Origin of the sequence: Microbacterium sp. CGR1 (assembly GCF_051062835.1) — a bacterium.
Taxonomy (GTDB): domain Bacteria; phylum Actinomycetota; class Actinomycetes; order Actinomycetales; family Microbacteriaceae; genus Microbacterium.
The window spans coordinates 1,643,488-1,665,009 of record NZ_JAOTPG010000001.1 but is presented as its reverse complement, the minus strand read 5'-3'; the positions used below and the strand labels follow the sequence as shown (position 1 = coordinate 1,665,009).

The 21,522-nt window shown below is 68.3% G+C and carries 24 protein-coding genes; 21 read left to right on the top strand and 3 right to left on the bottom strand.

Translation table 11 applies throughout. The features are described from left to right. The first annotated feature begins 45 nt into the window (after positions 1-45). The 7 genes from OD997_RS08245 (at position 46) to rplQ (ending at position 3,981) form a co-directional block, all read left to right on the top strand. Positions 46-705: a DsbA family protein gene (locus tag OD997_RS08245; RefSeq protein ID WP_056312856.1), complete on the top strand. Its 660-nt coding sequence runs from the start codon at positions 46-48 to the stop codon at positions 703-705. A 180-nt stretch (positions 706-885) separates the two neighbouring features. Then, a complete protein-coding gene (gene infA, locus OD997_RS08240) occupies positions 886-1,107 on the top strand; it encodes a translation initiation factor IF-1 (RefSeq protein WP_017201569.1) in 222 nt (73 codons plus the stop codon). 65 nt (positions 1,108-1,172) lie between these two features. Then, complete coding sequence (gene rpmJ, locus OD997_RS08235; protein ID WP_033106073.1) at positions 1,173-1,289, top strand: 50S ribosomal protein L36; 117 nt, start codon at positions 1,173-1,175, stop codon at positions 1,287-1,289. 168 nt (positions 1,290-1,457) lie between these two features. Then, positions 1,458-1,832: a 30S ribosomal protein S13 gene (gene rpsM / locus OD997_RS08230; protein ID WP_056312854.1), complete on the top strand. Its 375-nt coding sequence runs from the start codon at positions 1,458-1,460 to the stop codon at positions 1,830-1,832. A 32-nt stretch (positions 1,833-1,864) separates the two neighbouring features. After that, the gene (gene rpsK / locus OD997_RS08225; RefSeq protein WP_042538796.1) at positions 1,865-2,263 is read left to right on the top strand and encodes a 30S ribosomal protein S11; all 399 of its coding nucleotides are present in this window, start codon (positions 1,865-1,867) and stop codon (positions 2,261-2,263) included. Between the two features lie 134 nt (positions 2,264-2,397). Further along, positions 2,398-3,387, top strand: a complete 990-nt coding sequence (locus OD997_RS08220) for a DNA-directed RNA polymerase subunit alpha (protein ID WP_042538798.1) — start codon at positions 2,398-2,400, stop codon at positions 3,385-3,387. A gap of 63 nt (positions 3,388-3,450) precedes the next feature. Beyond that, positions 3,451-3,981, top strand: a complete 531-nt coding sequence (rplQ, locus tag OD997_RS08215) for a 50S ribosomal protein L17 (protein WP_434331159.1) — start codon at positions 3,451-3,453, stop codon at positions 3,979-3,981. A gap of 73 nt (positions 3,982-4,054) precedes the next feature. Here rplQ and OD997_RS08210 read toward each other — a convergent pair whose 3' ends face one another. Next, the gene (locus OD997_RS08210) at positions 4,055-5,626 is read right to left on the bottom strand and encodes an AMP-binding protein (protein WP_434331158.1); all 1,572 of its coding nucleotides are present in this window, start codon (positions 5,624-5,626) and stop codon (positions 4,055-4,057) included. Positions 5,627-5,757: 131 nt separating this feature from the next. Between OD997_RS08210 and OD997_RS08205 the strand changes: the two genes are divergently transcribed. From OD997_RS08205 to OD997_RS08150, 12 genes are all read left to right on the top strand, one after another. Further along, positions 5,758-6,558: a sulfite exporter TauE/SafE family protein gene (locus tag OD997_RS08205; RefSeq protein ID WP_434331157.1), complete on the top strand. Its 801-nt coding sequence runs from the start codon at positions 5,758-5,760 to the stop codon at positions 6,556-6,558. Positions 6,559-6,618: 60 nt separating this feature from the next. Then, positions 6,619-7,074, top strand: coding sequence for an FAS1-like dehydratase domain-containing protein (locus tag OD997_RS08200; protein WP_434331156.1), 456 nt, complete (start codon positions 6,619-6,621; stop codon positions 7,072-7,074). After that, positions 7,074-7,472, top strand: a complete 399-nt coding sequence (locus tag OD997_RS08195; protein ID WP_434331155.1) for a MaoC/PaaZ C-terminal domain-containing protein — start codon at positions 7,074-7,076, stop codon at positions 7,470-7,472. The genes OD997_RS08200 and OD997_RS08195 overlap by 1 nt, the downstream gene beginning before the upstream one ends. Positions 7,473-7,486: 14 nt before the next feature. Continuing rightward, a complete protein-coding gene (locus OD997_RS08190) occupies positions 7,487-8,617 on the top strand; it encodes a UDP-N-acetylmuramate dehydrogenase (protein ID WP_434332355.1) in 1,131 nt (376 codons plus the stop codon). A 7-nt stretch (positions 8,618-8,624) separates the two neighbouring features. After that, on the top strand, positions 8,625-9,245 hold the full coding sequence (pnuC, locus tag OD997_RS08185; RefSeq protein ID WP_434331154.1) for a nicotinamide riboside transporter PnuC: 621 nt from the start codon (positions 8,625-8,627) through the stop codon (positions 9,243-9,245). 10 nt (positions 9,246-9,255) lie between these two features. Beyond that, positions 9,256-10,326 (top strand): AAA family ATPase, encoded by a 1,071-nt coding sequence (locus OD997_RS08180; protein ID WP_434331153.1) that lies wholly within the window; start codon positions 9,256-9,258, stop codon positions 10,324-10,326. Between the two features lie 4 nt (positions 10,327-10,330). Further along, positions 10,331-11,899, top strand: coding sequence for an AAA family ATPase (locus OD997_RS08175; protein WP_434331152.1), 1,569 nt, complete (start codon positions 10,331-10,333; stop codon positions 11,897-11,899). Continuing rightward, entirely contained in the window at positions 11,896-12,570 is a 675-nt protein-coding gene (locus OD997_RS08170; RefSeq protein ID WP_434331151.1) for a potassium transporter Kef, read from the top strand. The genes OD997_RS08175 and OD997_RS08170 overlap by 4 nt, the downstream gene beginning before the upstream one ends. Further along, positions 12,567-14,456, top strand: a complete 1,890-nt coding sequence (locus OD997_RS08165) for a VWA domain-containing protein (RefSeq protein ID WP_434331150.1) — start codon at positions 12,567-12,569, stop codon at positions 14,454-14,456. The genes OD997_RS08170 and OD997_RS08165 overlap by 4 nt, the downstream gene beginning before the upstream one ends. After that, positions 14,449-15,057, top strand: coding sequence for a phosphohydrolase (locus OD997_RS08160; protein WP_434331149.1), 609 nt, complete (start codon positions 14,449-14,451; stop codon positions 15,055-15,057). Before OD997_RS08165 ends, OD997_RS08160 begins: the two co-directional genes overlap by 8 nt. Beyond that, a complete protein-coding gene (locus tag OD997_RS08155) occupies positions 15,050-16,411 on the top strand; it encodes an AMP-binding protein (RefSeq protein WP_434331148.1) in 1,362 nt (453 codons plus the stop codon). The genes OD997_RS08160 and OD997_RS08155 overlap by 8 nt, the downstream gene beginning before the upstream one ends. A gap of 67 nt (positions 16,412-16,478) precedes the next feature. Continuing rightward, positions 16,479-16,880 (top strand): VOC family protein, encoded by a 402-nt coding sequence (locus tag OD997_RS08150; protein ID WP_434331147.1) that lies wholly within the window; start codon positions 16,479-16,481, stop codon positions 16,878-16,880. 26 nt (positions 16,881-16,906) lie between these two features. Here the strand turns inward: OD997_RS08150 and OD997_RS08145 are convergent, their stop codons facing one another. After that, positions 16,907-18,106 (bottom strand): pyridoxal phosphate-dependent aminotransferase, encoded by a 1,200-nt coding sequence (locus tag OD997_RS08145; RefSeq protein ID WP_434331146.1) that lies wholly within the window; start codon positions 18,104-18,106, stop codon positions 16,907-16,909. Between the two features lie 91 nt (positions 18,107-18,197). After that, a complete protein-coding gene (gene ald / locus OD997_RS08140) occupies positions 18,198-19,292 on the bottom strand; it encodes an alanine dehydrogenase (RefSeq protein WP_434331145.1) in 1,095 nt (364 codons plus the stop codon). Positions 19,293-19,407: 115 nt separating this feature from the next. Between ald and OD997_RS08135 the strand changes: the two genes are divergently transcribed. Further along, complete coding sequence (locus OD997_RS08135) at positions 19,408-19,917, top strand: Lrp/AsnC family transcriptional regulator (protein WP_434331144.1); 510 nt, start codon at positions 19,408-19,410, stop codon at positions 19,915-19,917. Positions 19,918-20,084: 167 nt separating this feature from the next. Further along, the gene (locus OD997_RS08130) at positions 20,085-21,161 is read left to right on the top strand and encodes a helix-turn-helix domain-containing protein (protein ID WP_434331143.1); all 1,077 of its coding nucleotides are present in this window, start codon (positions 20,085-20,087) and stop codon (positions 21,159-21,161) included. Positions 21,162-21,522 lie beyond the last annotated feature (361 nt).

Sequence of the window (21,522 nt, the reverse complement as noted above, 5' to 3'; positions counted from 1 at the left end):
CAGGCCGGGTCCACCGCGAGTGGGCCTCGACAGAAACGGAAAACCATGGCAGCCGCGAAAGGCAACACCAACTGGTTCGTGATCGGCGTCTCGGCGGCAGTGGTGGTCGTTCTGGCCGTCCTCGCCTTCGTCGTCGTGTTCCTGAACAACCAGGCCACGTCACCCGGCACCGCGCCGCAGAGCTCGATCGTGAACGAGGAGACCGGTGCGATCTCGTTCGGTACGGGCGAGGACGAGATCGACACGTACGTCGACTTCATGTGCCCCGTGTGCGGCCAGTTCGAGGACGCATACGGCGAGCAGCTGCAGGCGGCAGCCGCCGATAACCAGATCACGCTGAACATCCACCCGGTCTCGATCCTCAACCGGTACTCGACGACCGGCCAGTACTCGTCCCTGTCGGCCGGCTCCATGTACTGCGTCGCCGCTGAGGCTCCCGACGCGACACTGGACTACTTCAACCTGCTCTTCACGAACCAGCCGGAGGAGAACTCCGCAGGCCTCAGCGTCGCGGAGCTCAGCGCCCTTGCCGAACAGGCGGGCGCGGGGGCGGCAGCCGACTGCATCGCCGACGGCACGTACACGAAGTTCGCCGACTCGCAGACGAAGGCCCACGAGATCACCGGAACCCCGACCGTCGAGGTCAACGGCACGCGCATCGACAACAGCGAGATCGCGACCGAGTTCGCCAAGATCCTCGGCTGATCCACTCACGTCCACCAACGGGAGTTCCGGCATCCTTCTCAGGTTGCCGGAACACCCGTTGTCGGATAACATAGATCCTTGGTGCCTTGCGCCTTGATTCGGCGTGTCTGAATCGGCAGAGGTATCGCAATCCAACCACCCACCGCAGATCGACCGGTCTGCAGAAGCGTCAGCGAGGCTATGGCTAAGAAAGACGGTGTCATCGAGATCGAGGGCGTGATCTCCGAGGCTCTGCCCAACGCGATGTTCCGCGTTGAGCTCTCCAACGGACACAAGGTCCTGGCAACGATCTCAGGCAAGATGCGGCAGAACTACATCCGCATCATCCCCGAGGACCGCGTCGTCGTGGAGCTCAGCCCCTACGACCTCACCCGCGGCCGTATCGTCTACCGCTACCGCTGATCGGTCGAGAAGTAACGGCCTGCCCCAGCTCGGGGCGGTACGAAGACAGCGAATAGGAACACATCATGAAGGTCAACCCCAGCGTCAAGCCCATGTGCGATCACTGCAAGGTGATCCGTCGCCACGGCCGCGTCATGGTGATCTGCAAGAGCAACCCGCGCCACAAGCAGCGCCAGGGCTAAGTGCTCGGTCGGAGGTTCGTCGGCTTCGCCGGCAGACCTCGCCAGATCTGACTCACAACTCAACACACACAACGGCAGGATCAGATTCCACGCGAGTGGAGGACACCTCGGGACAGAGGCCCGGGCACCGATCCTGCTCCACACCTCTACCAAACACAGGAGAACCGCATGGCACGTCTTGCCGGCGTTGACATCCCGCGCGACAAGCGCGTGGTGATCGCCCTTACCTACATCTACGGCGTCGGCCGTACCCGCTCCGTCGAGATCCTCAAGGCGACGGAGATCGACGAGAGCATCCGCGTGAAGGACCTCAGCGACGACCAGCTGATCGCCCTCCGCGACCACATCGAAGGTACCTACAAGGTGGAGGGTGACCTGCGCCGCGAGGTCGCCGCAGACATCCGCCGCAAGGTCGAGATCGGCTCCTACGAGGGCATCCGCCACCGTCGTGGCCTCCCGGTCCGTGGCCAGCGCACCAAGACCAACGCCCGTACCCGCAAGGGCCCGAAGCGCACCGTCGCAGGCAAGAAGAAGGCCCGCTAAGCGCGGCCCCCAGGGACTAGGAGAACACTTTCATGGCTGCACCCAAGGCCGCCGCGCGCAAGCCGCGCCGCAAGGAAAAGAAGAACATCGCGCTGGGCCACGCCCACATCAAGTCGACGTTCAACAACACCATCGTTTCGATCACCGACCCGTCCGGCGCTGTCATCAGCTGGGCATCGTCGGGTGGCGTGGGCTTCAAGGGCTCGCGCAAGTCGACCCCCTACGCCGCTGGTCTGGCCGCCGAGTCGGCCGCCCGCCAGGCGCAGGAGCACGGCGTCAAGAAGGTCGACGTCTTCGTCAAGGGACCGGGCTCGGGTCGCGAGACCGCGATCCGTTCGCTGACGGCCGCCGGCCTCGAGGTCGGTTCGATCCAGGACGTCACCCCGCAGGCGCACAACGGCTGCCGCCCGCCGAAGCGTCGCCGCGTCTGATCCGGCTCGTCGAGCCGCTCGTGCCTCAGGGCTCGAGCGGCTCGACGCCCGCCAGCGGGCATCGACTCACAAAAACTCAAGACCTCACCCCACCACATGTCATATAGCGGGCATGTGATCGAAAGGAACACAGAGTGCTTATTGCACAGCGTCCCACACTGACCGAGGAAAAGATCGTCGAGAACCGGAGCCGGTTCATCATCGAGCCTCTGGAGCCCGGCTTCGGATACACGATCGGCAACGCGCTTCGTCGCAGCCTGCTGTCGTCGATCCCCGGCGCCGCGGTCACCAGCGTTCGCATCGACGGCGTGCTGCACGAGTTCAGCACCATCCCCGGCGTGAAGGAGGATGTCACCGAGATCATCCTCAACATCAAGCAGCTCGTCGTCTCGTCGGAGCGCGACGAGCCGATCACGGCGTACCTGCGCAAGACCGGTTCGGGCGAAGTGACCGCCGCTGACATCTCGGCTCCGGCCGGTGTCGAGGTCCAGAACCCCGAGCTCGTCATCGCAACCCTCAACGAGACCGCGAAGTTCGAGCTCGAGCTCACCATCGAGCGTGGACGTGGCTACGTCTCGGCGACGCAGAACCGTAACGAGTACGCAGAGGCCGGTCAGATCCCGATCGACTCGATCTACTCGCCGGTCCTCAAGGTCAGCTACCGCGTCGACGCCACCCGTGCCGGTGAGCGTACCGACTTCGACAAGCTCGTCCTCGACGTCGAGACCAAGTCCGCGATCAGCCCCCGCGACGCCGTCGCGTCGGCAGCCAAGACGCTCACCGAGCTGTTCGGTCTCGCCCGCGAGCTGAACGTCGAGGCCGAGGGCATCGAGATCGGCCCGGCGCCGGTGGAGGCAGTGAACTCCAGCGAGCTGTCGATGCCGATCGAGGACCTCGACCTCTCGGTCCGCTCGTACAACTGCCTGAAGCGTGAAGGCATCAACACTGTTTCGGAGCTCGTCGCCCTCTCGGAGACGCAGCTCATGAACATCCGCAATTTCGGCCAGAAGTCGGTCGACGAGGTGCGCGACAAGCTCATCTCGCTCGGTCTGTCGCTCAAGGATTCGGTGCCCGGTTTCGACGGCGCCCACTTCTACGGCGGCAGCGAAGACGAGTCCTTCTGACCCACCCGGATTGTCAGCTGGCAGAGGCCAGCTGACCCGACCTTTCCTGACCAGGAGTGAGATATGCCCAAGCCCACTAAGGGTCCCCGCCTCGGAGGCGGCCCCGCACACGAGCGCCTGCTGCTTGCCAACCTCGCGGCGCAGCTCTTCATCCACAAGTCGATCAAGACGACCGAGACCAAGGCCAAGCGCCTGCGTCCGCTCGCGGAGCGTCTCATCACGCTCGGCAAGCGCGGCGACCTGCACTCGCGTCGTCGTGCGATGACCGTGCTGCGTTCCAACAAGGATGCCGGACACGTGCTCTTCACCGAGATCGCTCCGCTCGTCGCAGACCGTGAGGGTGGCTACACCCGCATCACGAAGGTCGGCAACCGCAAGGGTGACAACGCCCCCATGGCCGTGATCGAGCTCGTTCTCGAGCCCGTCACCCCTAAGGCGAAGTCCACCAAGAAGGCTGCCAAGGCTGAGAAGCCCGCCGAGGTCGTCGAGGAGGCTCCGGCAGAGGAGACCACCGACGCCGGCGCCGAGTCGCAGGTCGAGGGAGAGGCAGCCGAGGCTGCCGCCGAGGACGCTGTCGAGAAGAAGTCCGAGTAAGCACTTCGCTCGTTCGAAGAAGCCCGCCGCCCCGAAAGGGACGGCGGGCTTCTTCGCTGATACGGCTCGGGATTCAGAGGGTGCGCAGATCCTTGCGCAGGATCTTTCCGGATGCCGACTTCGGAATGGCGTCGATGAATTCGACCTGCCGCACCTTCTCGTGGGGGGCGACATGTGCTGCGACGTGGGCCATCACGGCGGCCGCGTCGAGCTCCGCTCCCTGCTGCACCACCACGAACGCCTTCGGCACCTCTTGCCCGTCGGCGTCGGGGGCACCGATGACGGCCGCATCGGCGATGGACGGATGCTCGAGCAGCACCGCCTCGAGCACGGCGGGGGCCACCTGGTATCCCTTGTACTTGATGAGCTCCTTGAGGCGGTCGACGATGCGGAAGATCCCGTCGTGCGTGACGGTCGCGACATCACCGGTGTGCAGCCACCCGTCGGCGTCCAGCATCTCGGCCGTGGCATCCGGTCTGTTCAGATAGCCCTTCATCACCTGGGGTCCACGGATCAGCAGCTCGCCCGGCGCGCTGGCGCCGTCTGCCGGCACCTCGATGTCGGTTCCGTCGTCGGCGACGAGCCTCGCCTCGGTGTTCGCCAGCAGCATGCCGACCGACGAGCGGTCGATGTCCGCGCGGTCGTAGGGGATCGCATGCGTGACGGGGCTCGTCTCGGTCATTCCGTAGCCCTGGCAGACGATGCATCCGAGGCGGCTCGCGACGGCTGAGGCGAGCGTGCCGTCGAGAGGAGCGGCGCCCGAGAAGATGACCTTGATCGCCGAGGTGTCGTACTGATCGATCAGCGGATGCTTCGCCAGCGCGACGGCGATCGGCGGGGCGATGAACACCCAGGTCGTGCGGTGCTCCTGCACGACGCGGAGGAACTCGGCGAGATCGAACTTCGGCATGGTGACCAGCGCGGCGCGCTGCCGCAGTGCGAAGTTCAACAGCACGGTCATTCCGTAGATGTGGAAGAACGGCAGCACGGCGAGCACGCGGTCGTCATCTCCGAGAGAGATCGTCGAGCGGCACTGGCTCACGTTCGCGATCAGGTTACGGTGCGTGAGCATGACACCCTTGGGGCGCCCGGTCGTTCCGGAGGAGTACGGGAGCACGGCCAGGTGCGTCTCCGGGTCGAATGAGACCTCGGGTGCAGAGCGACCTTCGCCGAGCAGCGCGGGCAGAGACGGGTGGCCCTCCGCGCCGTCGAGGACGATCACGTGGTCGTCGTCGAGGCCGAGGGCTGCTGCTGCGGCCTTCGCTCCGGGAAGAAGCGGGGAGACGGTGACGAGCCAGGTGGCCTCGGCATCCGTCAGCTGGTTCGCGATCTCCTCGGGGGTGTAGAGGGAGTTGATGGTCGTCGCGGTCGCTCCTGCACGCAGGATGCCGTGGAACACCGTGGCGAATGCGGGGACGTTCGGGCACAGCACGCCGACCTTCGTGCCGACTCCGACGCCACGCGCGGCGAGGGCGCCCGCGAACAGGTCGATCTGTCCGATCAGCTGACGATAGGTCGTCGTCGCGCCGCTGACGCCGTCGACGATCGCGACCGCGTCGAGCCGGTGCTCCTCGACATCTCCGAACAGGAACTCGTGGATCGAGACCGCAGGGATCTCGACATCGGGATAGGAACTGCGCACCATGAGATCTCCTTCGATCCGGTGAGGCGACGACGCCGTCTGATGCGATCCAGTGTCGCACACCAAGGCACCGAGTCCCAGGGTCTGCGTGCGACCCGTCACCGGGCTCGGATACCCGGGAGTAGGCTGAACCGGTGACTGATGCAGAGACCCTGAGCAGAGGGCCTCGCGCCTATACGGCATTCATCGGGATCGGGCTGATCGCCGGGCTCCTCTCGGGCCTCTTCGGAGTCGGCGGCGGCACGGTCATCGTCCCGCTCCTCGTGCTGTTCCTGCACTTCAACCAGCGTCTCGGTGCCGGCACGTCCCTCGCTGCGATCGTCCCGACGGCGACGGTCGGCGTCATCTCCTATGCGATCAACGGCTCCGTGGCCTGGATCCCCGCACTGATCCTCGCCGCAGGCGCGGTCGTCGGTGCGCAGATCGGCACCCGACTGCTGCCGAAGATCTCGCAGACCGTCCTGCGGTGGTTCTTCGTGGGCTTCCTCCTGGTCGTGATCGTCAGCCTGTTCCTCGTCGTTCCCTCGCGTGACGCCGAGTTCGAGCTGCAGCTGCTCAACGGACTCGGACTGCTCGCGGTCGGTGTCGGGACCGGCATCCTCGCCGGCCTGATCGGTGTCGGTGGGGGCGTGATCGTGGTCCCCGTGCTGATGCTCGCATTCGGCACGAGCGATCTCGTGGCCAAGGGCACGTCGCTGCTCATGATGATCCCCACCGCGATCTCGGGCACGATCGGCAACCTCCGCAATCACAACGTCGACCTCCTCGCCGCAGCGATCGTCGGGATCTCCGCCTGCACGACCACCGCACTCGGAGCCTGGCTCGCCACCCTGATCGACCCGCTCGTGGGCAACATGCTCTTCGCGGCATACCTCGTGGTGATCGCGGTGCAGATGGCGATGAAGGCGATCAAGGGGCGCAAGAAGAAGGACTGAGCGGTCTTTGATCCGGCCGCAGGGCACCGCGCTCCACGACCGAGAAAGTAGGATCGAGGGGTGGCAGTGAATCAAGAGCTTGTCGGTCGTGAGTTCCCCCCGTCCGCCCCCTACCTCGTCGGCCGAGAGAAGGTGCGCGAGTTCGCGCGTGCCGTCTTCGCCGACGCACCGCAGCACACCGATGTCGAGGCCGCTCGCGCAGCGGGCTTCGACGATGTCGTGGCGCCCCCGACCTTCGCGATGGTCATCCAGGACCACACGCTTCAGCAGCTGCTCGCCGAGCCGGATTCGGGCATCGTGCTCGCGCGCACGATCCACGCCGAGCAGAAGTTCTCGTACTCCCGACCCATCGTCGCGGGCGACGAGCTCATCGGGCGGCTCAGCGTCACCGGCATCCGCATGATGGGCGGCAACGCCATGATCACGAGCGCCGCCGAGATCACGGATGCCGCGGGTGCACACGTCGTCACCGCCACCAGCGTGCTGCTGGTCGGCGCCGAAGAAGGAGCCGCGTGATGCCGTTCGCTGTCGGAGACGTCGTCGCGGAGCGCACCGTCCACCTCACTCGGGAGTCGCTCGTCCGGTACGCCGGTGCCTCCGGCGACTTCAACCCGATCCACTACCGTGACGACATCGCCGCGTCGGTGGGACTGCCCGGTGTCCTCGCGCACGGCATGCTCACGATGGGCATCGCCTCGTCCGTGGTCGTCGCGGCTCTCGAGCCGGGCGCGCAGATCCTCGACTACGGTGTGCGTTTCACCAAGCCCGTCGTCGTCGACCCCGCCGACGGAGCCGATCTGCACGTGCTCGCCACCGTGGGAGCGGTCGACGAGGCGTCGACGAGGATCGACCTCAAGGTCACGTTCGGCGAGACGACCGTGCTGGTCAAGGCGCAGCTGCGCATCGCCTCCTGATGGGTGACCGCGTGGTGCACGAGATCAAGCCGCTGCAGCTCTCGACGCTGACGACGCTCCGCACCGGGGGAGCGCCCGAGCGGATGCTCGAGGCCTCGACCACGGAAGAGCTCGTCGGCGCCCTCACCGAGGTGTGGTCGCGCGACGAGGAGTGGTTCGTCCTCGGTGGAGGCTCCAACCTGTTCATCGGCGATGAGCCGTTCGAGGGCACGGTGATCCGCGTCCTGACTCGGGGCATCGAAGAGCTTCCGTCTCCGCACGCAGGTCGCGTCCGGCTGCGGGTGCAGGCGGGGCACAGCTGGGACGACCTCGTCGGCTACGCCGTCGAGCACGGCTATGCCGGTCTCGAGGCGATGAGCGGCATACCCGGCACCGTCGGCGCGGCTCCTGTGCAGAACATCGGCGCCTACGGCCAGGAGATCCAGGAGACCCTCGTCGAGGTCGAGCTGATCGACGAGGCGACGGGCGAGGTCTCCGTGGTGTCCGCCGCCGATCTGGGCCTCGGATTCCGCACATCCGTGCTCAAGCACCACTACGGCAGCGTGCCGCAGCGACGAGCCGTCATCCTGTCGATCACGGTCGATCTGGTCGTGGCCGAAGAACGTGTCGTCCGCGGAGAACAGCTGCGTCGGGCTCTCGCACTCGACTCGGATGCTCCGGTCCCGCTCGCGTGGGTGCGTGAGCGCATCCTCGCCACGCGGGCGTCGAAGGGCATGCTGCTCGACGAGAACGACCCAGACACGCACGGGGTCGGCTCGTTCTTCCAGAACGCGATCGTGCCCGATGCCGTGGCGCGCGCGCTGCCGCCCGAGTGTCCTCGCTGGCCCGTGGCCCCCGACCTCGATGCCGTGACGGTCATCCCGCTCGCGTCGTACGACGGATTCGTGCCGCCGGTGAAGACCGAGGCTCCGGACGTCAAGGTGAGCGCCGCGTGGCTGATCGAGCAGGCCGGGATCCGCAAGGGCTTCAAGCTGCCTCGTTCGCGTGCGTCCGTCTCGACCAAGCACGCCCTGGCGCTGACCAACCGCGGCGGCGCGACCGCCGCCGAGGTCTCGGAGCTCGCACGCTTCATCCAGAGCCGGGTGCACGCCGAGTTCGGCCTGGTGCTGCAGCCCGAGCCCGTGCTGCTCGGCGTCGAACTGTAGGAGCCCCGTGCTCGAATGGCTCCAGGCCGAGTGGCCTCAGGTTCTCGGCTTCGTCACGGGAGCGGTCTGCGTGTGGCTCGCCGGGCGTCGGAACGTCTGGAACTACCCGATCGGCATCGCTAACAACGTGGTGCTGTTCGTCGTCTTCATCGGCGCGGGGCTCTATGCCACGGCTGCGCTGCAGGTCGTCTATCTGCTGATGGGCGTGCACGGCTGGTGGCGCTGGACGCACGGCGCCGAGCAGAGCCGCACGTACGTCGTGAACACTCCGCGCCGAGCGTGGCCGTGGCTGGCGCTCGCTGCGATCGCCGGCGCTGCCGTGCTGGTCTGGGTGCTCACGACTTTCACCGACTCGCAGGTGGCGATCCCGGATGCCGCGACGACCGCCGCAAGCCTCGTGGCGCAGTACATGCTCAACCGCAAGTGGATCGAGAACTGGTTCGTCTGGATCGGGGTCGACATCGCATTCGTCGGCCTCTCGATCGTCGCGGGCCTCTGGGTCATCGCTGCGCTCTACGTCCTCTTCATCGGACTCTGCATGATCGGCTACCGCTCGTGGCGTCGGGCTGCGAGCGGCGATCGTGATTCCGCTCCCATCGGCGCGACGTCCGCTTCCTCTCGGGCTTGAGGTGGCGGGCATGAGCGGTCACGGACTGGTACTGGGCAAGTTCTACCCTTTCCACAGCGGGCACTCGCATCTCATCCGTCAGGCGCAGCGCGCGAGCGACCGGGTCACCGTCCAGGTGCTCGGCGCCTCGGTCGAGTCGATCCCGCTCGAGGTGCGCGCCGACTGGATCCGCGAGTCGCACCCCGGCGTGCGGGTGGTTGCGGCGATGGATGACGCTCCCGTCGACTTCGAGTCGGAGGCGGCGTGGGACGAGCACATGGCGCTGATCGGGTCGCTGCTCGATGAGCCCGTCGACACCGTGTTCTCGTGCGATGCGTACGGAGGGGAGCTGGCGAGACGACTCGATGCCCGCTGGGTGCGGATCGACGAGGGGCGACGCATCAACCCCGTCTCGGGCACCGCGATCCGCGCCGATGTCGCCGGCAACTGGCATGAGCTCGCGCCGGCCGTGCGCGCCTGGCTGGCCGCCCGCGTCGTGGTGATGGGAGCGGAGTCCACCGGATCCACGACTCTCGCTGCGGCGCTCGCCGAGAGGCTGGGAACGCTGTGGGTGCCGGAGTACGGTCGCGAGCACTCCGAGATCCGCGAGGGGTGCCTCGACGCGCCGTGGCGCAGCGATGAGTTCGACCTGATCGTCGATCGGCAGATCGCTCTCGAACAGCGCGCTCTGCGGGAGGTGCCGGTGCCGGTGCTCGTGTGCGACACCGACGTGCTCGCGACAGCTCTGTGGCACGAGCGCTACGTCGGCTCGACGGCCGCGCGCCTGTACGAGGCCGCGGCCGCGCATCCGCCGCTGCTCTACATTCTCACGGGCGACGAGATCCCGTTCGAGCAGGACGGGATGCGCGACGGCGAGCATATCCGCCATGGCATGCAGCAGCGCTTCCGCGATGTGCTGGCGGCGCAGGACGTGCCCTGGCTCGAGGTGCGCGGCGATGTGCCGACACGGGTCGCGGCCGCGGCATCCGCTCTTCAGGAGCTCCTCGCCGAGCACCTGAGCTTCGCGGTTCCGCTCGAGGCGAGGCCGCTCGACGAGCAGCGCGCGCTCCAGCAGCGCGTCCGATCGACATCGTTAGGATGATCGCATGCCCGACCGCTGGAACAGAGTCTCCGCCTCGCCCACGAACCCCGGCAGCGGACACGGCGTCGAGGCGCTGACCGCCGACGACCTGTTCCGTCCTGCCGCACGGGCCGCGGTTCCGCTGGATGAGAAGCTCCGCCAGGTCTACTACTGGATCGTCAACCGCGCGGTGATCTCGCCCTATTACGACATGGAGTTCTCGCACGGCGAGCCGCTCTCGATAGGTCTGGGCGACGCGGGGGCTGCCGTATCGCTGCCGACCCAGGCGTCGTTCTCGTCCAACGTCCTCGTGCCGCTGCTCACGTTCGCGGTCGGCGGCAAATGCCTGCTGATCGGCGGACCCGGTCGTGGCAAGACCACCGTCGCCGTGCTCATGGGGGTGCTCGCGGGCACCTCGTCGGCGGATGTCAGGCGGGCCGTGCAACAGGGGCAGCCGCAGCTCACGGTCAGCGATCTCGTCGGCATCCCGCTGCCGCGCGATCTCGTCGGAGCAGAGCGGCTGACCGACATCCGCATCGCGTGGCGCGACTGGCTCGGGCTTCCCGTCAAGATCATCGACGAGTACAACCGCATCCCCACCAAGACCCAGTCGGCGCTGCTGACGATGGTCGCGGAGGGGTACGTCGAGAGCCACGACCAGATGCGCCGCACCGCGCCTGATGGGGGAGTGGAGAGCTGGTTCTTCACCGCGAACGACGACGCGGGCGGTGGCACCTTCCCCGTCATCCAGGCGCTGCGCGACCGCATGGACGTCACCGTGCAGGCGGCCGGGTTCAACAGTCGGTTCTTCGACGAGCTGATCACCCGGGTCGAGGCGGGGGAGAAGCCCGAGGAGCACGTGCCGGCCGAGCTCTCGTTCGACGCGGCGCAGCAGTCCGAGATGCGCGCGCAGATCCGCGCGGTGCCGATTCCGGATGCCGTGCGCGAGCGGCTGCGGTTCTTCCTCAGCCACTTCGAGTTCGTGCAGCACGGCGGGCGCCGCTTCGAGTACCGCACCAAGGACGTCGTGACGACTGCGGGCGGACGCGTCGGCGAAGTCATCGAGGCGAACAGCGGTGCCGATCTCGAGGTCGATCTCGGGGCGCAGACCCGCAACGGACTTTCGGTGCGCGCTCTGCAGACGCTCATCATGTACGCCAAGGCCATGGCCTGGTTCCGAGGCGTGGACGCCGTCGAACTCGACGACGTCGCGGCGGTCCTGCCGTTCGTGCTCCGTGGCAAGCTGCTGCCCAACGCCACGCATCCGCGGTTCGACGTCGGAGCGGAGCGCGAGCTCAGCACCGACACCGTCAGCTGGCTGGCCGATCTGTTCGCCCAATCGTGCCGGCAGTATGACGCGCTCGGACGCGACACCGACGACGAGGTGGCTGCGCTCCTCAGGGAATTCGACCGAGGCCTCGACGGTCTGCCGGCACTCGAGGCCTCTCGTCGCATCACCGCGGTCGAGGCGCAGCTGCGCCGGATCGCCACGGTCGGCAAGCTGTACGGCCGCGACTTCGATGACGTCATCGCGTTGAAGTACCTGCATCAGCGCTACACCGCCTACGTGCGATGGCAGGAGCTGCGCGGGTGAACCGCGTCCCGGTGCAGCTGGCGAACGTCTCGGCGCCGTTCCCGCCCGCGGAGCTTCCCGATCTCTCGGTCGCGGGGCTCGATGCGGCACTTGCGGCGGAGTCCGTGCGGGGCGCCCACGGTGATCCGATGCTGTTCGGTCGCGCGCTCGCCGCGGGCATCGCGCTCGACCCAGCAGCGCTCGCCGACCGCGATCGCGCGCTCGACCTCGTGGCGATCGCCGCGTGGCGTGCGGGCGCGCTCGGGCTGCGCGCCGATGCGCTCACGAGGCTCGACGATCTCGACTCCGCAGAGCAGCGAGTGTCGGCCGCCGCGGCCCTCGGTGTCGGCGTCGACCTGCTCGACGAGTTCCGCCGCCGGCAGCGCAGCGATCGCTTCTGGTGGCCGGGCCGGGCCGATCAGCGGGGATACGTCCTCGCCACCGGTGGGTTCCGAGGCCTCGGCGGCGCGTGGATCCGTCCCCCCGAGCGTGTGGAGCCGCTGCCGGATGACGGTGCCTTCGCGTTTCTCGTGGCCGGCGCCTGGTGGCGTCTCGACAGTGATGTGTGGGGCGCGAGGCTCTCGCTGCTGCCCGAGCAACCGACGACGGCCGAGCCAAGCGATGACGGGGTGACCATCGTGATCGGGCCGGACACGCACCTGGCCTGGGTGCACGTGCGGGAGCAGGTGTGACGGCCCTCCCCGATCGGGTCGCGCTGCCCGATCGGGTCGCGCTCACCGACGACGCGCGATCGGCGTGGGAGCGGGCGCTCGCCCTGTGGCGCGTGCGCCTCGACGACCCGGCCATCCGTCCTGGGGCCGCTGCGACGCACGGCGCGCCCGCATGGTTCTCGTTCCCCCCATCGGTGACCGTCGACCCGCACTACCTCGCCGACCGCGGGCTCGCGGACGAGCTGTGGAGCATGTTCGCCCACGAGATCGGGCACCACGTGCTGGCGCCGAGCACACGCATCGACTCGCTCAAGATCGACCACCAGATGGCACGCGCGATCACCGCAGCCACCGCGCGCGTGAATGCGGGGGAAGGTGCGCGGAGACTCTCGAACCTGTGGAGCGATCTGCTCGTGAACACACGCGTCGCCCAGCTGCAGCGGGCGGAGCAGACCGGCGCCCCCATCGCCACCCGGGATCTCGGCATCGTCCGGCTCGGTCTCGCCCTCTATCCGGCGCCGGCGGGCAGCGCCGACCGTCTCTGGTGGGTGTACTGCCGCGCATACGAGTTGCTCTGGCAGCTGCCGGCAGGCACCCTGTGCCCGCTCGAGCCGCCGCCCCGACCGGAGCGCGCTCGCGTGCAGACGACCCTCGTGCCGCTCAGCCAGATCCCCGAGAAGCACCGTGAGAAGGAACGCCTGCTGCGTGCAGCCCAGACCGAACGCGAGCGTGTGGCGGCGGAGCTCGCCGGAGCGACAGCGACGAACCCTGCGGTCGACGCCGCTCTCGTAGCGGATGCCGTGCGCTCGTTCGCCACCGACCCCGTCTCGGGTGCCGCGCTGTTCGGCGTGATCGCGGCCCCCTATCTCGCCGAGCAGGCGGGAGCGCCGGAGGGCGCTGGCGAGCCACGCGTCGGATGCGGAGTCGACGACGCCCCCGCCTCGGCAGACGAGCTCGGCCGCATCCTCGCCGACCAGCGCCTGCGCGGCGATCTGCCGCGGCACCCCGGCATGGTGAGGGACCCGGACGGAGAGGGCGATCCGGAGGACACGACCGACGACGGCAGGAAGAAGGACGGGCAGCGGCTGACGATCGCGCGCACTCTCGCGCTGTACCGCGAGAGCGGTGAGGATGCCGTGCTCGCCGCCTGGTATCGCAACGAAGCAGCCGCATGGGTGCGCCCGTACACGCGCCCCGCGCCCTCGACGCCGACCGGCGGCATCCCCGGTCCCGTGGAGCTGTGGGAGGTGGGAGATGCACTCTCCGATCTCGACTGGCCGCTGACCCTGCGGTCGGGGACGGTGATCCCCGGCGTCACGACCCGTCGCCGCTCGGAACTCGACGACGAGCCGATCACCCGCGAGACGAGTCTCGAGCTCGACCTCTACATCGACTCCTCGGGGTCGATGACGCATCCACGAAACGGGTCGCCCGCCGTGCTCGCCGGCACGATCCTCGCGCTGTCGATCCTGCGCGGAGGAGGACGGGTCAGGGTCACGAGCTTCTCGGGCACGGGTGAGGTCGCGGGGATGCCGCGGTTCGGCCGCGACCCCGCCGAGATCATCGGCGCGATCTCGCTGTTCTTCGGCAGATCGACGTCGTTCCCGCTCGACCTCTACGCCACCAGGTACGCGGGGCTCCCTCCGGCGGGCGACGACGACCAACGTCATGTGGTGGTGCTCTCCGACGACGGACTGGTGTCGATGTTCGGCGTGGGCAACGAGCCGTACGAGGGCGTCGCCCGCACCGTTCGAGGCGTGCTCACGACCGGTACGCTCGTGCTCATGGACCGCAGACACCAGGTCGCGCAGCTCGCCGAGCACGACGGCTACGACGTGGTGTATCTGCAGACGATGGCTGACGCACCTGCCGCGTGCGCGGCCCTGGCGGCGACTCTGCATGGCTGACACCGAGGCGCTGCTCGCCGCGTGGAGCGAGCGCTCCGGCGGAGAGGCCGAGGCCTGGGCGCGCACGAGACCAGGGCCCTCGCTCGAGTCGGTGGCCGCCCGCATCTCCCGCGTGCCGCAGGAGTTCCTCGACGAGCGGATCTCGCTGCGTGCCCTGGCGGGAGACGTCCTGGGCGGTCAGATCGTCGCCGCCCGGTTCGACGACGACCCTCGCGTACGCCAGGGAGCCGCGATCGGTCTGTGGCTCGTCGCCAGCGAGGGCCTCATCGAGCCGCTCGATCCGGCGCTCTCGACCGGATGGGCGGCCCTCGCCGTCGATGCGCTCGCGTTGCGCGTCGCCCCGGTCGCCGCACCAGCGGCATGGACCTCGGATGACGAGCGGCGCACCGAGGCCGCCCGCACCTTCCTGCTCTGGTGCGGCTTCGTTCCCGCAGGGGAGGACGCTGCGACGGCCGCGTCTCTGCTCGCCGCGTGCGACTCGCTGGCCCGTGATCGGGCGCTCGCCGAGGCATATGAGGGCCACAGGCACCGCGCCGACATCGCCCGCAAACTCGAAGAGGCCCGCCGCAAGGAGGCAGCGGCGCGGTACTCCAGTGAGTGACCCCGACCTCAGAGGTGCGCTGACCCTCGCGGAGTACGCACCAGGAGAGGCTGCGGTGCTCACCGACGCGGAGCGCTGGCCGACCATCGATGCCGAGGGAGTGACGAGGCTCACGCACTGGCGTGCGCATGCGGATGCTCCGCGGTGGACCCACGCGACCGGCGACCGCCTCACCGCCGAGCAGGCCGAGCGGGTGCGGCATCCGCTCTCCACCGACGACTGGCTCCGCGAACACCTCGTGGCCGCGAAGCGCACGCTGCGCTACCGGGCAATGTCCGAGGACGCCACGCTCGAGGACTTCCCGACGATCGCACGTGCCGATCTCGTCGACGATCTCGCAGCCTTCGTGCCGCTCGATGCGGACCTCTCGCGCATGCTGCACGGCACGAGCTCGGGCTCGACCGGAGCGGCACTGCTCATCCCCGACGACGTCGAGGAGGTCGCGCGCGGCTTCCACCTGCTCGTCGCGCTCGCCGCATCCGCCGGGGCCACGGTCACCACGGACGGCGAGCGGATGGCGGTGGCGAATCTCGTCTTCCAGAGGCAGGCGTTCACCTACGTGTCGGTGATCTCGAGCTTCGCGCATCGCGCCATGGCACGCCTCAACCTGCATCCCTCAGCCTGGGACGACGTCGACGCACGGGCCCGATTCCTCGCGGAGGCGGATCCGCAGATCCTGAGCGGACATCCGACGAGCCTCGCCGAGCTTCTGGATGCGGGACTCGGCGCCGTGCTGCACCCTGCCGTGATCTTCTCAGGTGCGATGGCGCTCTCCTCGCCTCTGCGTGCGCGCCTGGAGGCGGCGTTCGGCTGCCCGGTGATCGACGTGTACGGGCTCCACGAGACGCGCCCGATCGCCGCGCGGACCGACGACGGGCCGTTCCGGATCCTGGACCGGCGAGTGCACGTCGAGGTCCTCGAGCCGCGCCGCGACGTCGCCGTGCCCTCGGGGAGCATGGGAGAGATCGTGGTGACCGCGGGGGAGAACCCGCTGCTGCCGCTGGTGCGATACCGCACCGGCGACTTCGGGAGGCTGGTGCGCCTCGACGACGGCGCATTCGGCATCGCCGACCTCGAGGGGCGTGACAACACGCGCTTCCGCGCGGCCGACGGCACACTCGTGCCGTGCGTCGAGCTGACGCAGCAGCTGCAGGCTCGGGGTGCGCTGGGGTGGTCGATCGAGCAGGGCGAGGACGGACGGGTGCGCGCGGCGATCGCGGGCGGCGACGAAACGGGCATCCGCACGGCCCTTCAGGCGCTGCTCGGGATGCCGGTGGAGCTGCACCGCGTCGCGCGCCTCATCGACCTCGGCGAGGGCAAGCCCCGGCGCTATCGCAGCAGCGTCCCCGACTGACGGCATCGCATCGACTGACGACGCCGGCCTGACTGACAACGTCACCCGTTCGCCGTACACTCGCGGCATGAGCGGACTGATCCCCTACCTGCTGTTCCCGGGAAACGCGGCCGAGGCACTGGAACACTACCGCTCCGTCTTCGGCGGCGATCTGCAGCTGCTCGACTACTCGCAGGCGGGTCGCCACGACGGCCCCGGCGACGCTATCGCGCACGGACAGCTGTCCGGCCCGGTCGAGCTGGCAGGTGCCGACGCCGGAGCCGACGACGACGCCGTGCAGATGAGTGGCATGTTCCTCTCTCTGCTCGGCACGGCCGACGCATCCACCCTGACCAGCTGGTTCGATCAGCTGTCCCTGGAGGGTCGAGTGCTCGACGCCCTGCAGAAGCGACCGTGGGGCGACTACGACGGCACCCTCGTCGACCGCTACGGCATCCGCTGGCTCATCGGTTTCCACGACGAGGAGTGACAGCGGCCACCCATCGCCGACGGGGGTCAGCTGAAGAGCCGCTGCAGGCGCTGTACGCCCTCGAGGAGCTGGTCGTCGCCGAGTGCGTACGACATGCGGATGTATCCGGACGGGCCGAACGCCTCACCCGGGACGACGGCGACCTCGGCTCGCTCGAGGATGAAGTCCGCGAGTTCGAGCGAGGTGGTCGGCGTCACTCCGTCCCAGGTGTGGCCGAGGAGGCCCTGCACATCGGGGTACACGTAGAACGCGCCGAGCGGGTTCGGTACGACGAGGCCGTCGATCTTCGACAGTTCCGACACGACCAGGCGGCGTCTGCGGTCGAAGGCCTCGCGGAACTGCTCGGCCTCGGTCTGGGGGCCGTTGAGGGCTGCGATCGCGGCCTTCTGGGCGACGTTGTTCACGTTGCTCGAGAGGTGCGACTGCAGGTTGCCCGCGATCTTGATGGCATCCGCGGGGCCGACCATCCAGCCCACACGCCATCCGGTCATCGCGTAGGTCTTCGCGACGCCGTTGACGAGGATGGTCTGGCCCGCGAGAGCAGGAACGGCCTCGACGATGGAGGTCGCCTTGACGCCCTCGTAGGTGAGGTTCTGGTAGATCTCGTCCGAGATCACCCAGATGCCGTGCTCGAGTGCCCATTCGCCGATGGCTGCGGTCTCTTGGGCTGTGTACACGGAGCCGGTCGGGTTGGAGGGCGAGACGAACACGAGCACGGTCGTGCGGTCGGTGCGAGCGGCCTCGAGCTGCTCGACGGTGACCTTGTAGTCCTGGTCGGCGCCGGCGAATACCTCGACCGGGGTGCCGTCGGCGAGGCGGATCGCCTCGGGGTAGGTGGTCCAGTACGGCGCGGGCAGCAGCACCTCGTCGCCCGGGTTAACCACGGCCTGGAAGGCCTGGTACACCGACTGCTTGCCGCCGTTGGTCACGATGACCTGGCTCGGCGAGACCTCGAGCCCCGAGTCGCGCAGCGTCTTCGCGGCGATCGCCTCGCGGAGCGCCGGCAGGCCGGGCGCCGGGGTGTACCGGTAGCTCGCGGGGTCTGCCAACGCCTCGGCGGCGGCATCCACGATGAACTGGGGCGTCGCGAAGTCGGGCTCGCCCGCGGCATACGAGATGACGGGCTTGCCTTCGGCCTTGAGGGCCTTCGCCTTGGCATCGACCTTGAGGGTCGCCGATTCGGCGATGGCGGACAGCTTGCGAGAGAGAGGAGCGCGTTCGGTCACGATTATGAGCGTACTCGGGTCGACGCTGTCGATGACGGGTCGGATGCCGTCAAGAATCGCTGTTCTTGACGGCACTCGACCGCAATGCCGGTCACGCCGTGGCGAAGCCGTGCGCGCGGGCGACGGCATCCAGTGTGATGCGACCAGCCTGCACGTTGAGGCCCTTGCCGAGGGCGGCGTCGTCCGCTGCGGCTCGCTCCCATCCCTTGCCGGCGATGGCCGACACATAGGGGAGTGTGGCGTTGGTGAGGGCGCGGGTGGCCGTCTCGGGCACGGCGCCGGGCATGTTGGCGACGCAGTAGTAGATCGAGTCGTGCACCGCGAAGGTGGGGTCGTCGTGCGTGGTCGGACGCGAGCCTTCGAAGCATCCGCCCTGGTCGATCGCGATGTCGACGAGCACCGATCCGGGTTTCATCGCCGCGACCATGTCGTCGGTGACGAGCTTGGGTGCGGCGGCACCGGGGATCAGCACCGAGCCGATCACGAGGTCGGCCGTCGCCAGCTCCTCGGCGATGTCGTACCTGCTGGACGCGCGGGTCTGCAGAGCGCCGCCGTAGCGATGCTCGAGCTCGCGGAGACGCGGCAGAGAGATGTCGATCACGGTCACCTGAGAACCGAGCCCGAGTGCGTTCGCCGCCGCGTGCTCCCCGGCGACACCGCCGCCGATCACAACGGTCTTGGCGCGAGGAGCGCCGGCGATTCCCCCCATCAGCACGCCTCGTCCGCCCGCTGACCGCATCAGGGAGTATGAGCCCATCGTCACCGACAGGCGGCCGGCGATCTCGCTCATCGGCACGAGCAGCGGCAGGCTGCGATCGGGCAGCTGCACGGTCTCGTAGGCGACGGCTGTGGTTCCCGCATCGACGAGCGCGGTGGTCAGGGCGCGATCGGCCGCGAGGTGCAGGTAGGTGAAGAGAGTGAGGTCCGAGCGCAGGAAGCCGTATTCCTGCGCGATCGGCTCCTTCACCTTGATGAGCAGTTCGGCCTCGCCCCAGGTCTCTTCGGCTGTGTCGACGATCTCTGCTCCGGCCAGGCGATAGGCCTCGTCGGAGATCCCGGAACCGACGCCCGCGCCCGACTGCACGAGCACGCGGTGCCCCTCGTGCACCAGACGGTCGGCGCCCGCAGGCGTGAGCGCGGTGCGGTTCTCGTTGTTCTTGACCTCTGTGGGCACGCCGATCTTCATCGATCCTCCAAGTGACGGTTGCGTGGGTACATCTCAGAATCGCAGAAACGTCGACCGATCGACAGAATGCTTGAAGAACATTCGCTCTTCTCGGAGATCCTGCATAATCGTTCGCATGGATACGTCGTCGGAGGCCACGCAGTCGAACACTCTTCGGGCCCCTGCGCTCGATCCGATCGACGCGCGAATCGTACAGCTGCTGAGCGCCGACGGGAGGATGACGAATGCCGAGCTCGCCGGCCACCTCGGTGTCGCGCCGTCGACTGCTCACGCGCGTCTGCGCGCCCTCGTCGAGCGAGGAGTGATCAGCGGCTTCCACGCGAGCGTCGACGAGCGGATGCTGGGCGCGGGCCTGCAGGCGGTCATCGGTGTGACTCTGCGGCCCAGCGGCCGCAGGGAGAGCATCGTCGAGTTCGCCGACCGCGTGCGGGTGCTGCCGCAGGTGATCCAGGTGTTCTTCCTCGGGGGAGACGACGACTTCCTGCTGCACATCGCCGTCGCCGACTCCTCGGAGATGCGCGAGTTCGTGCTGGAGCATCTGTCGGCGCAGTCGAGCGTCGCCTCGACCAGGACCAGCATCGTGTTCGACTATCACCGCAACTCGGTGGCGGCGTCGTTCCGCTGAGCGTCCCTGCCCGCCGCTGTTTCCCGTCGCTGTCGCCCGTTTGCGTTCCTTGTCGCTGTCCCTGCCTCCGCACGAATGTATATTGCTCGGTTTTCGCAGCGTCCCTAGGGTGAGGGCGGGGACGGAGCGGTCGCCGCGGATGCGGCGCGCATCCGATGGGGGTTGCCATGGAACGAGTGCTCGACGATGCGGAGTTGACCGCCTGGCTCGGTCGGCTCGCCGGCGGATCCTGGTCGCCGTCGGATCCTGAGCCGCAGGGAGCGCCGCCCGACTGGTTCGTGGCGGAGGTGATTCGTCTCGATGGTCGGCTCGGCATGATGCAGCTGTCGAACTTCGGATCGATGACGGCAGACGATCCCGATGCGTTCGAGGCTGCGCTCCTGCGCCGATCGATCGGCGCGACCATGCTCTACAGCACACTCGAAACAGCGCACACGGTGAGATACGACCACGCCACGCCCGAAGACGAAGACATCGTCATCATCGGGATGGTGGGTCAGGGCGGGCAACGCCTGCACACCGCGTCAGGCGTCCAGCTCATGAGCGTGGGGCGGGTGGGCTTCATGTCGAGCCTCGGCGCGTCGGCGGTCGAGCAGTTCGGCGTGACGAACACCACGGGCGTCGTGGTGCCCGCAGCCGCGATCGCCGGTTACCGACACGTGCTGGCCAGGGGAGCGGACATGTTCCCGGACACCCCGCTCACCAGGGCTGCGGGTGCGGCTCTTGCGAGGATGCTGTTCGAATGGGCTCAGGACCCCGATCAGGGGGTAGGGGCGCTCGCCGGCACCGAGGCCGCGCTCCTCGCACTGGTGCGCGGGTTGTTCCGGCAGTTCCCCGGTGACGGCGAGACGGACAGAGCGAGCGAACTGCGGGCCGAGGCCGGCAGGATCATCGAGCGGCGCCATCGCGATGCGGCATTCGGGATCGAGGAGCTCGCCGCCGAGCTGCACGTCAGTCGACGCCAGTTGTTCCGGCTCTACGCGGGAACCGACGAGAGTCTCGCGTCGAGGCTGTTGCGACGGCGGCTGGTGACCGCTCGAGAGGAACTGCTGTCGGTTCCCCCGCAGGACCTCACCACGGTCGCCGAGCGATCCGGATTCACCGACGCAGCGGCGCTGCGCGCCCAGTTCTCGCGCCATGTCGGCCACAGCCCCAGTGCTTTCCGTCTCGCCGCGCGCGCCCGGCCGCCGCGCCTCGCAGAGGCCATGCTTCTCAGCGACGAGCAGGCAGGGTCATCGCTCTGATCCGATCGTCTGCTCGACGTGGCTTCAATGAGCAGCCGGAGTGAGCGGACAGGGGTGTTCGGCGCGCCCGCAGATCATTGTCGACGAGGCGTGCGCAGGGTGACGGGTGATCGCGAATCTCGTGCCAACGCGAGTGCTGAGTGCCGCGTAACGCGCAGCATGTGACGTAACGCGCTCCTGCACTTCGAGAGCGGGAAGCGCGGCTCTAACCTGGGCCTGCCCGTGTCCCCAGGCGGGTCATGACGGCAGATGGCGACGGAGCTCCGGCTTCGGGTTCGTCGGCTGTCACGGCTTCCGGACGCGGTGGACCGCCCGTCCGGAAGCTCGGGGACAGGCGCGAGAGCGCCGGGCAGGACGGACC

Excerpts from the sequence above, each read along its gene's own strand:
- OD997_RS08245 (WP_056312856.1), top strand. The coding sequence starts at position 46 with ATGGCAGCCGCGAAAGGCAACACCAACTGGTTCGTGATCGGCGTCTCG.
- infA (WP_017201569.1), top strand. The coding sequence starts at position 886 with ATGGCTAAGAAAGACGGTGTCATCGAGATCGAGGGCGTGATCTCCGAG.
- rpmJ (WP_033106073.1), top strand. The coding sequence starts at position 1,173 with ATGAAGGTCAACCCCAGCGTCAAGCCCATGTGCGATCACTGCAAGGTG.
- rpsM (WP_056312854.1), top strand. The coding sequence starts at position 1,458 with ATGGCACGTCTTGCCGGCGTTGACATCCCGCGCGACAAGCGCGTGGTG.
- rpsK (WP_042538796.1), top strand. The coding sequence starts at position 1,865 with ATGGCTGCACCCAAGGCCGCCGCGCGCAAGCCGCGCCGCAAGGAAAAG.
- rplQ (WP_434331159.1), top strand. The coding sequence starts at position 3,451 with ATGCCCAAGCCCACTAAGGGTCCCCGCCTCGGAGGCGGCCCCGCACAC.
- OD997_RS08210 (WP_434331158.1), bottom strand. The coding sequence starts at position 5,626 with ATGGTGCGCAGTTCCTATCCCGATGTCGAGATCCCTGCGGTCTCGATC.
- OD997_RS08195 (WP_434331155.1), top strand. The coding sequence starts at position 7,074 with ATGCCGTTCGCTGTCGGAGACGTCGTCGCGGAGCGCACCGTCCACCTC.
- OD997_RS08180 (WP_434331153.1), top strand. The coding sequence starts at position 9,256 with ATGAGCGGTCACGGACTGGTACTGGGCAAGTTCTACCCTTTCCACAGC.
- OD997_RS08175 (WP_434331152.1), top strand. The coding sequence starts at position 10,331 with ATGCCCGACCGCTGGAACAGAGTCTCCGCCTCGCCCACGAACCCCGGC.
- OD997_RS08160 (WP_434331149.1), top strand. The coding sequence starts at position 14,449 with ATGGCTGACACCGAGGCGCTGCTCGCCGCGTGGAGCGAGCGCTCCGGC.
- OD997_RS08150 (WP_434331147.1), top strand. The coding sequence starts at position 16,479 with ATGAGCGGACTGATCCCCTACCTGCTGTTCCCGGGAAACGCGGCCGAG.
- ald (WP_434331145.1), bottom strand. The coding sequence starts at position 19,292 with ATGAAGATCGGCGTGCCCACAGAGGTCAAGAACAACGAGAACCGCACC.
- OD997_RS08135 (WP_434331144.1), top strand. The coding sequence starts at position 19,408 with ATGGATACGTCGTCGGAGGCCACGCAGTCGAACACTCTTCGGGCCCCT.
- OD997_RS08130 (WP_434331143.1), top strand. The coding sequence starts at position 20,085 with ATGGAACGAGTGCTCGACGATGCGGAGTTGACCGCCTGGCTCGGTCGG.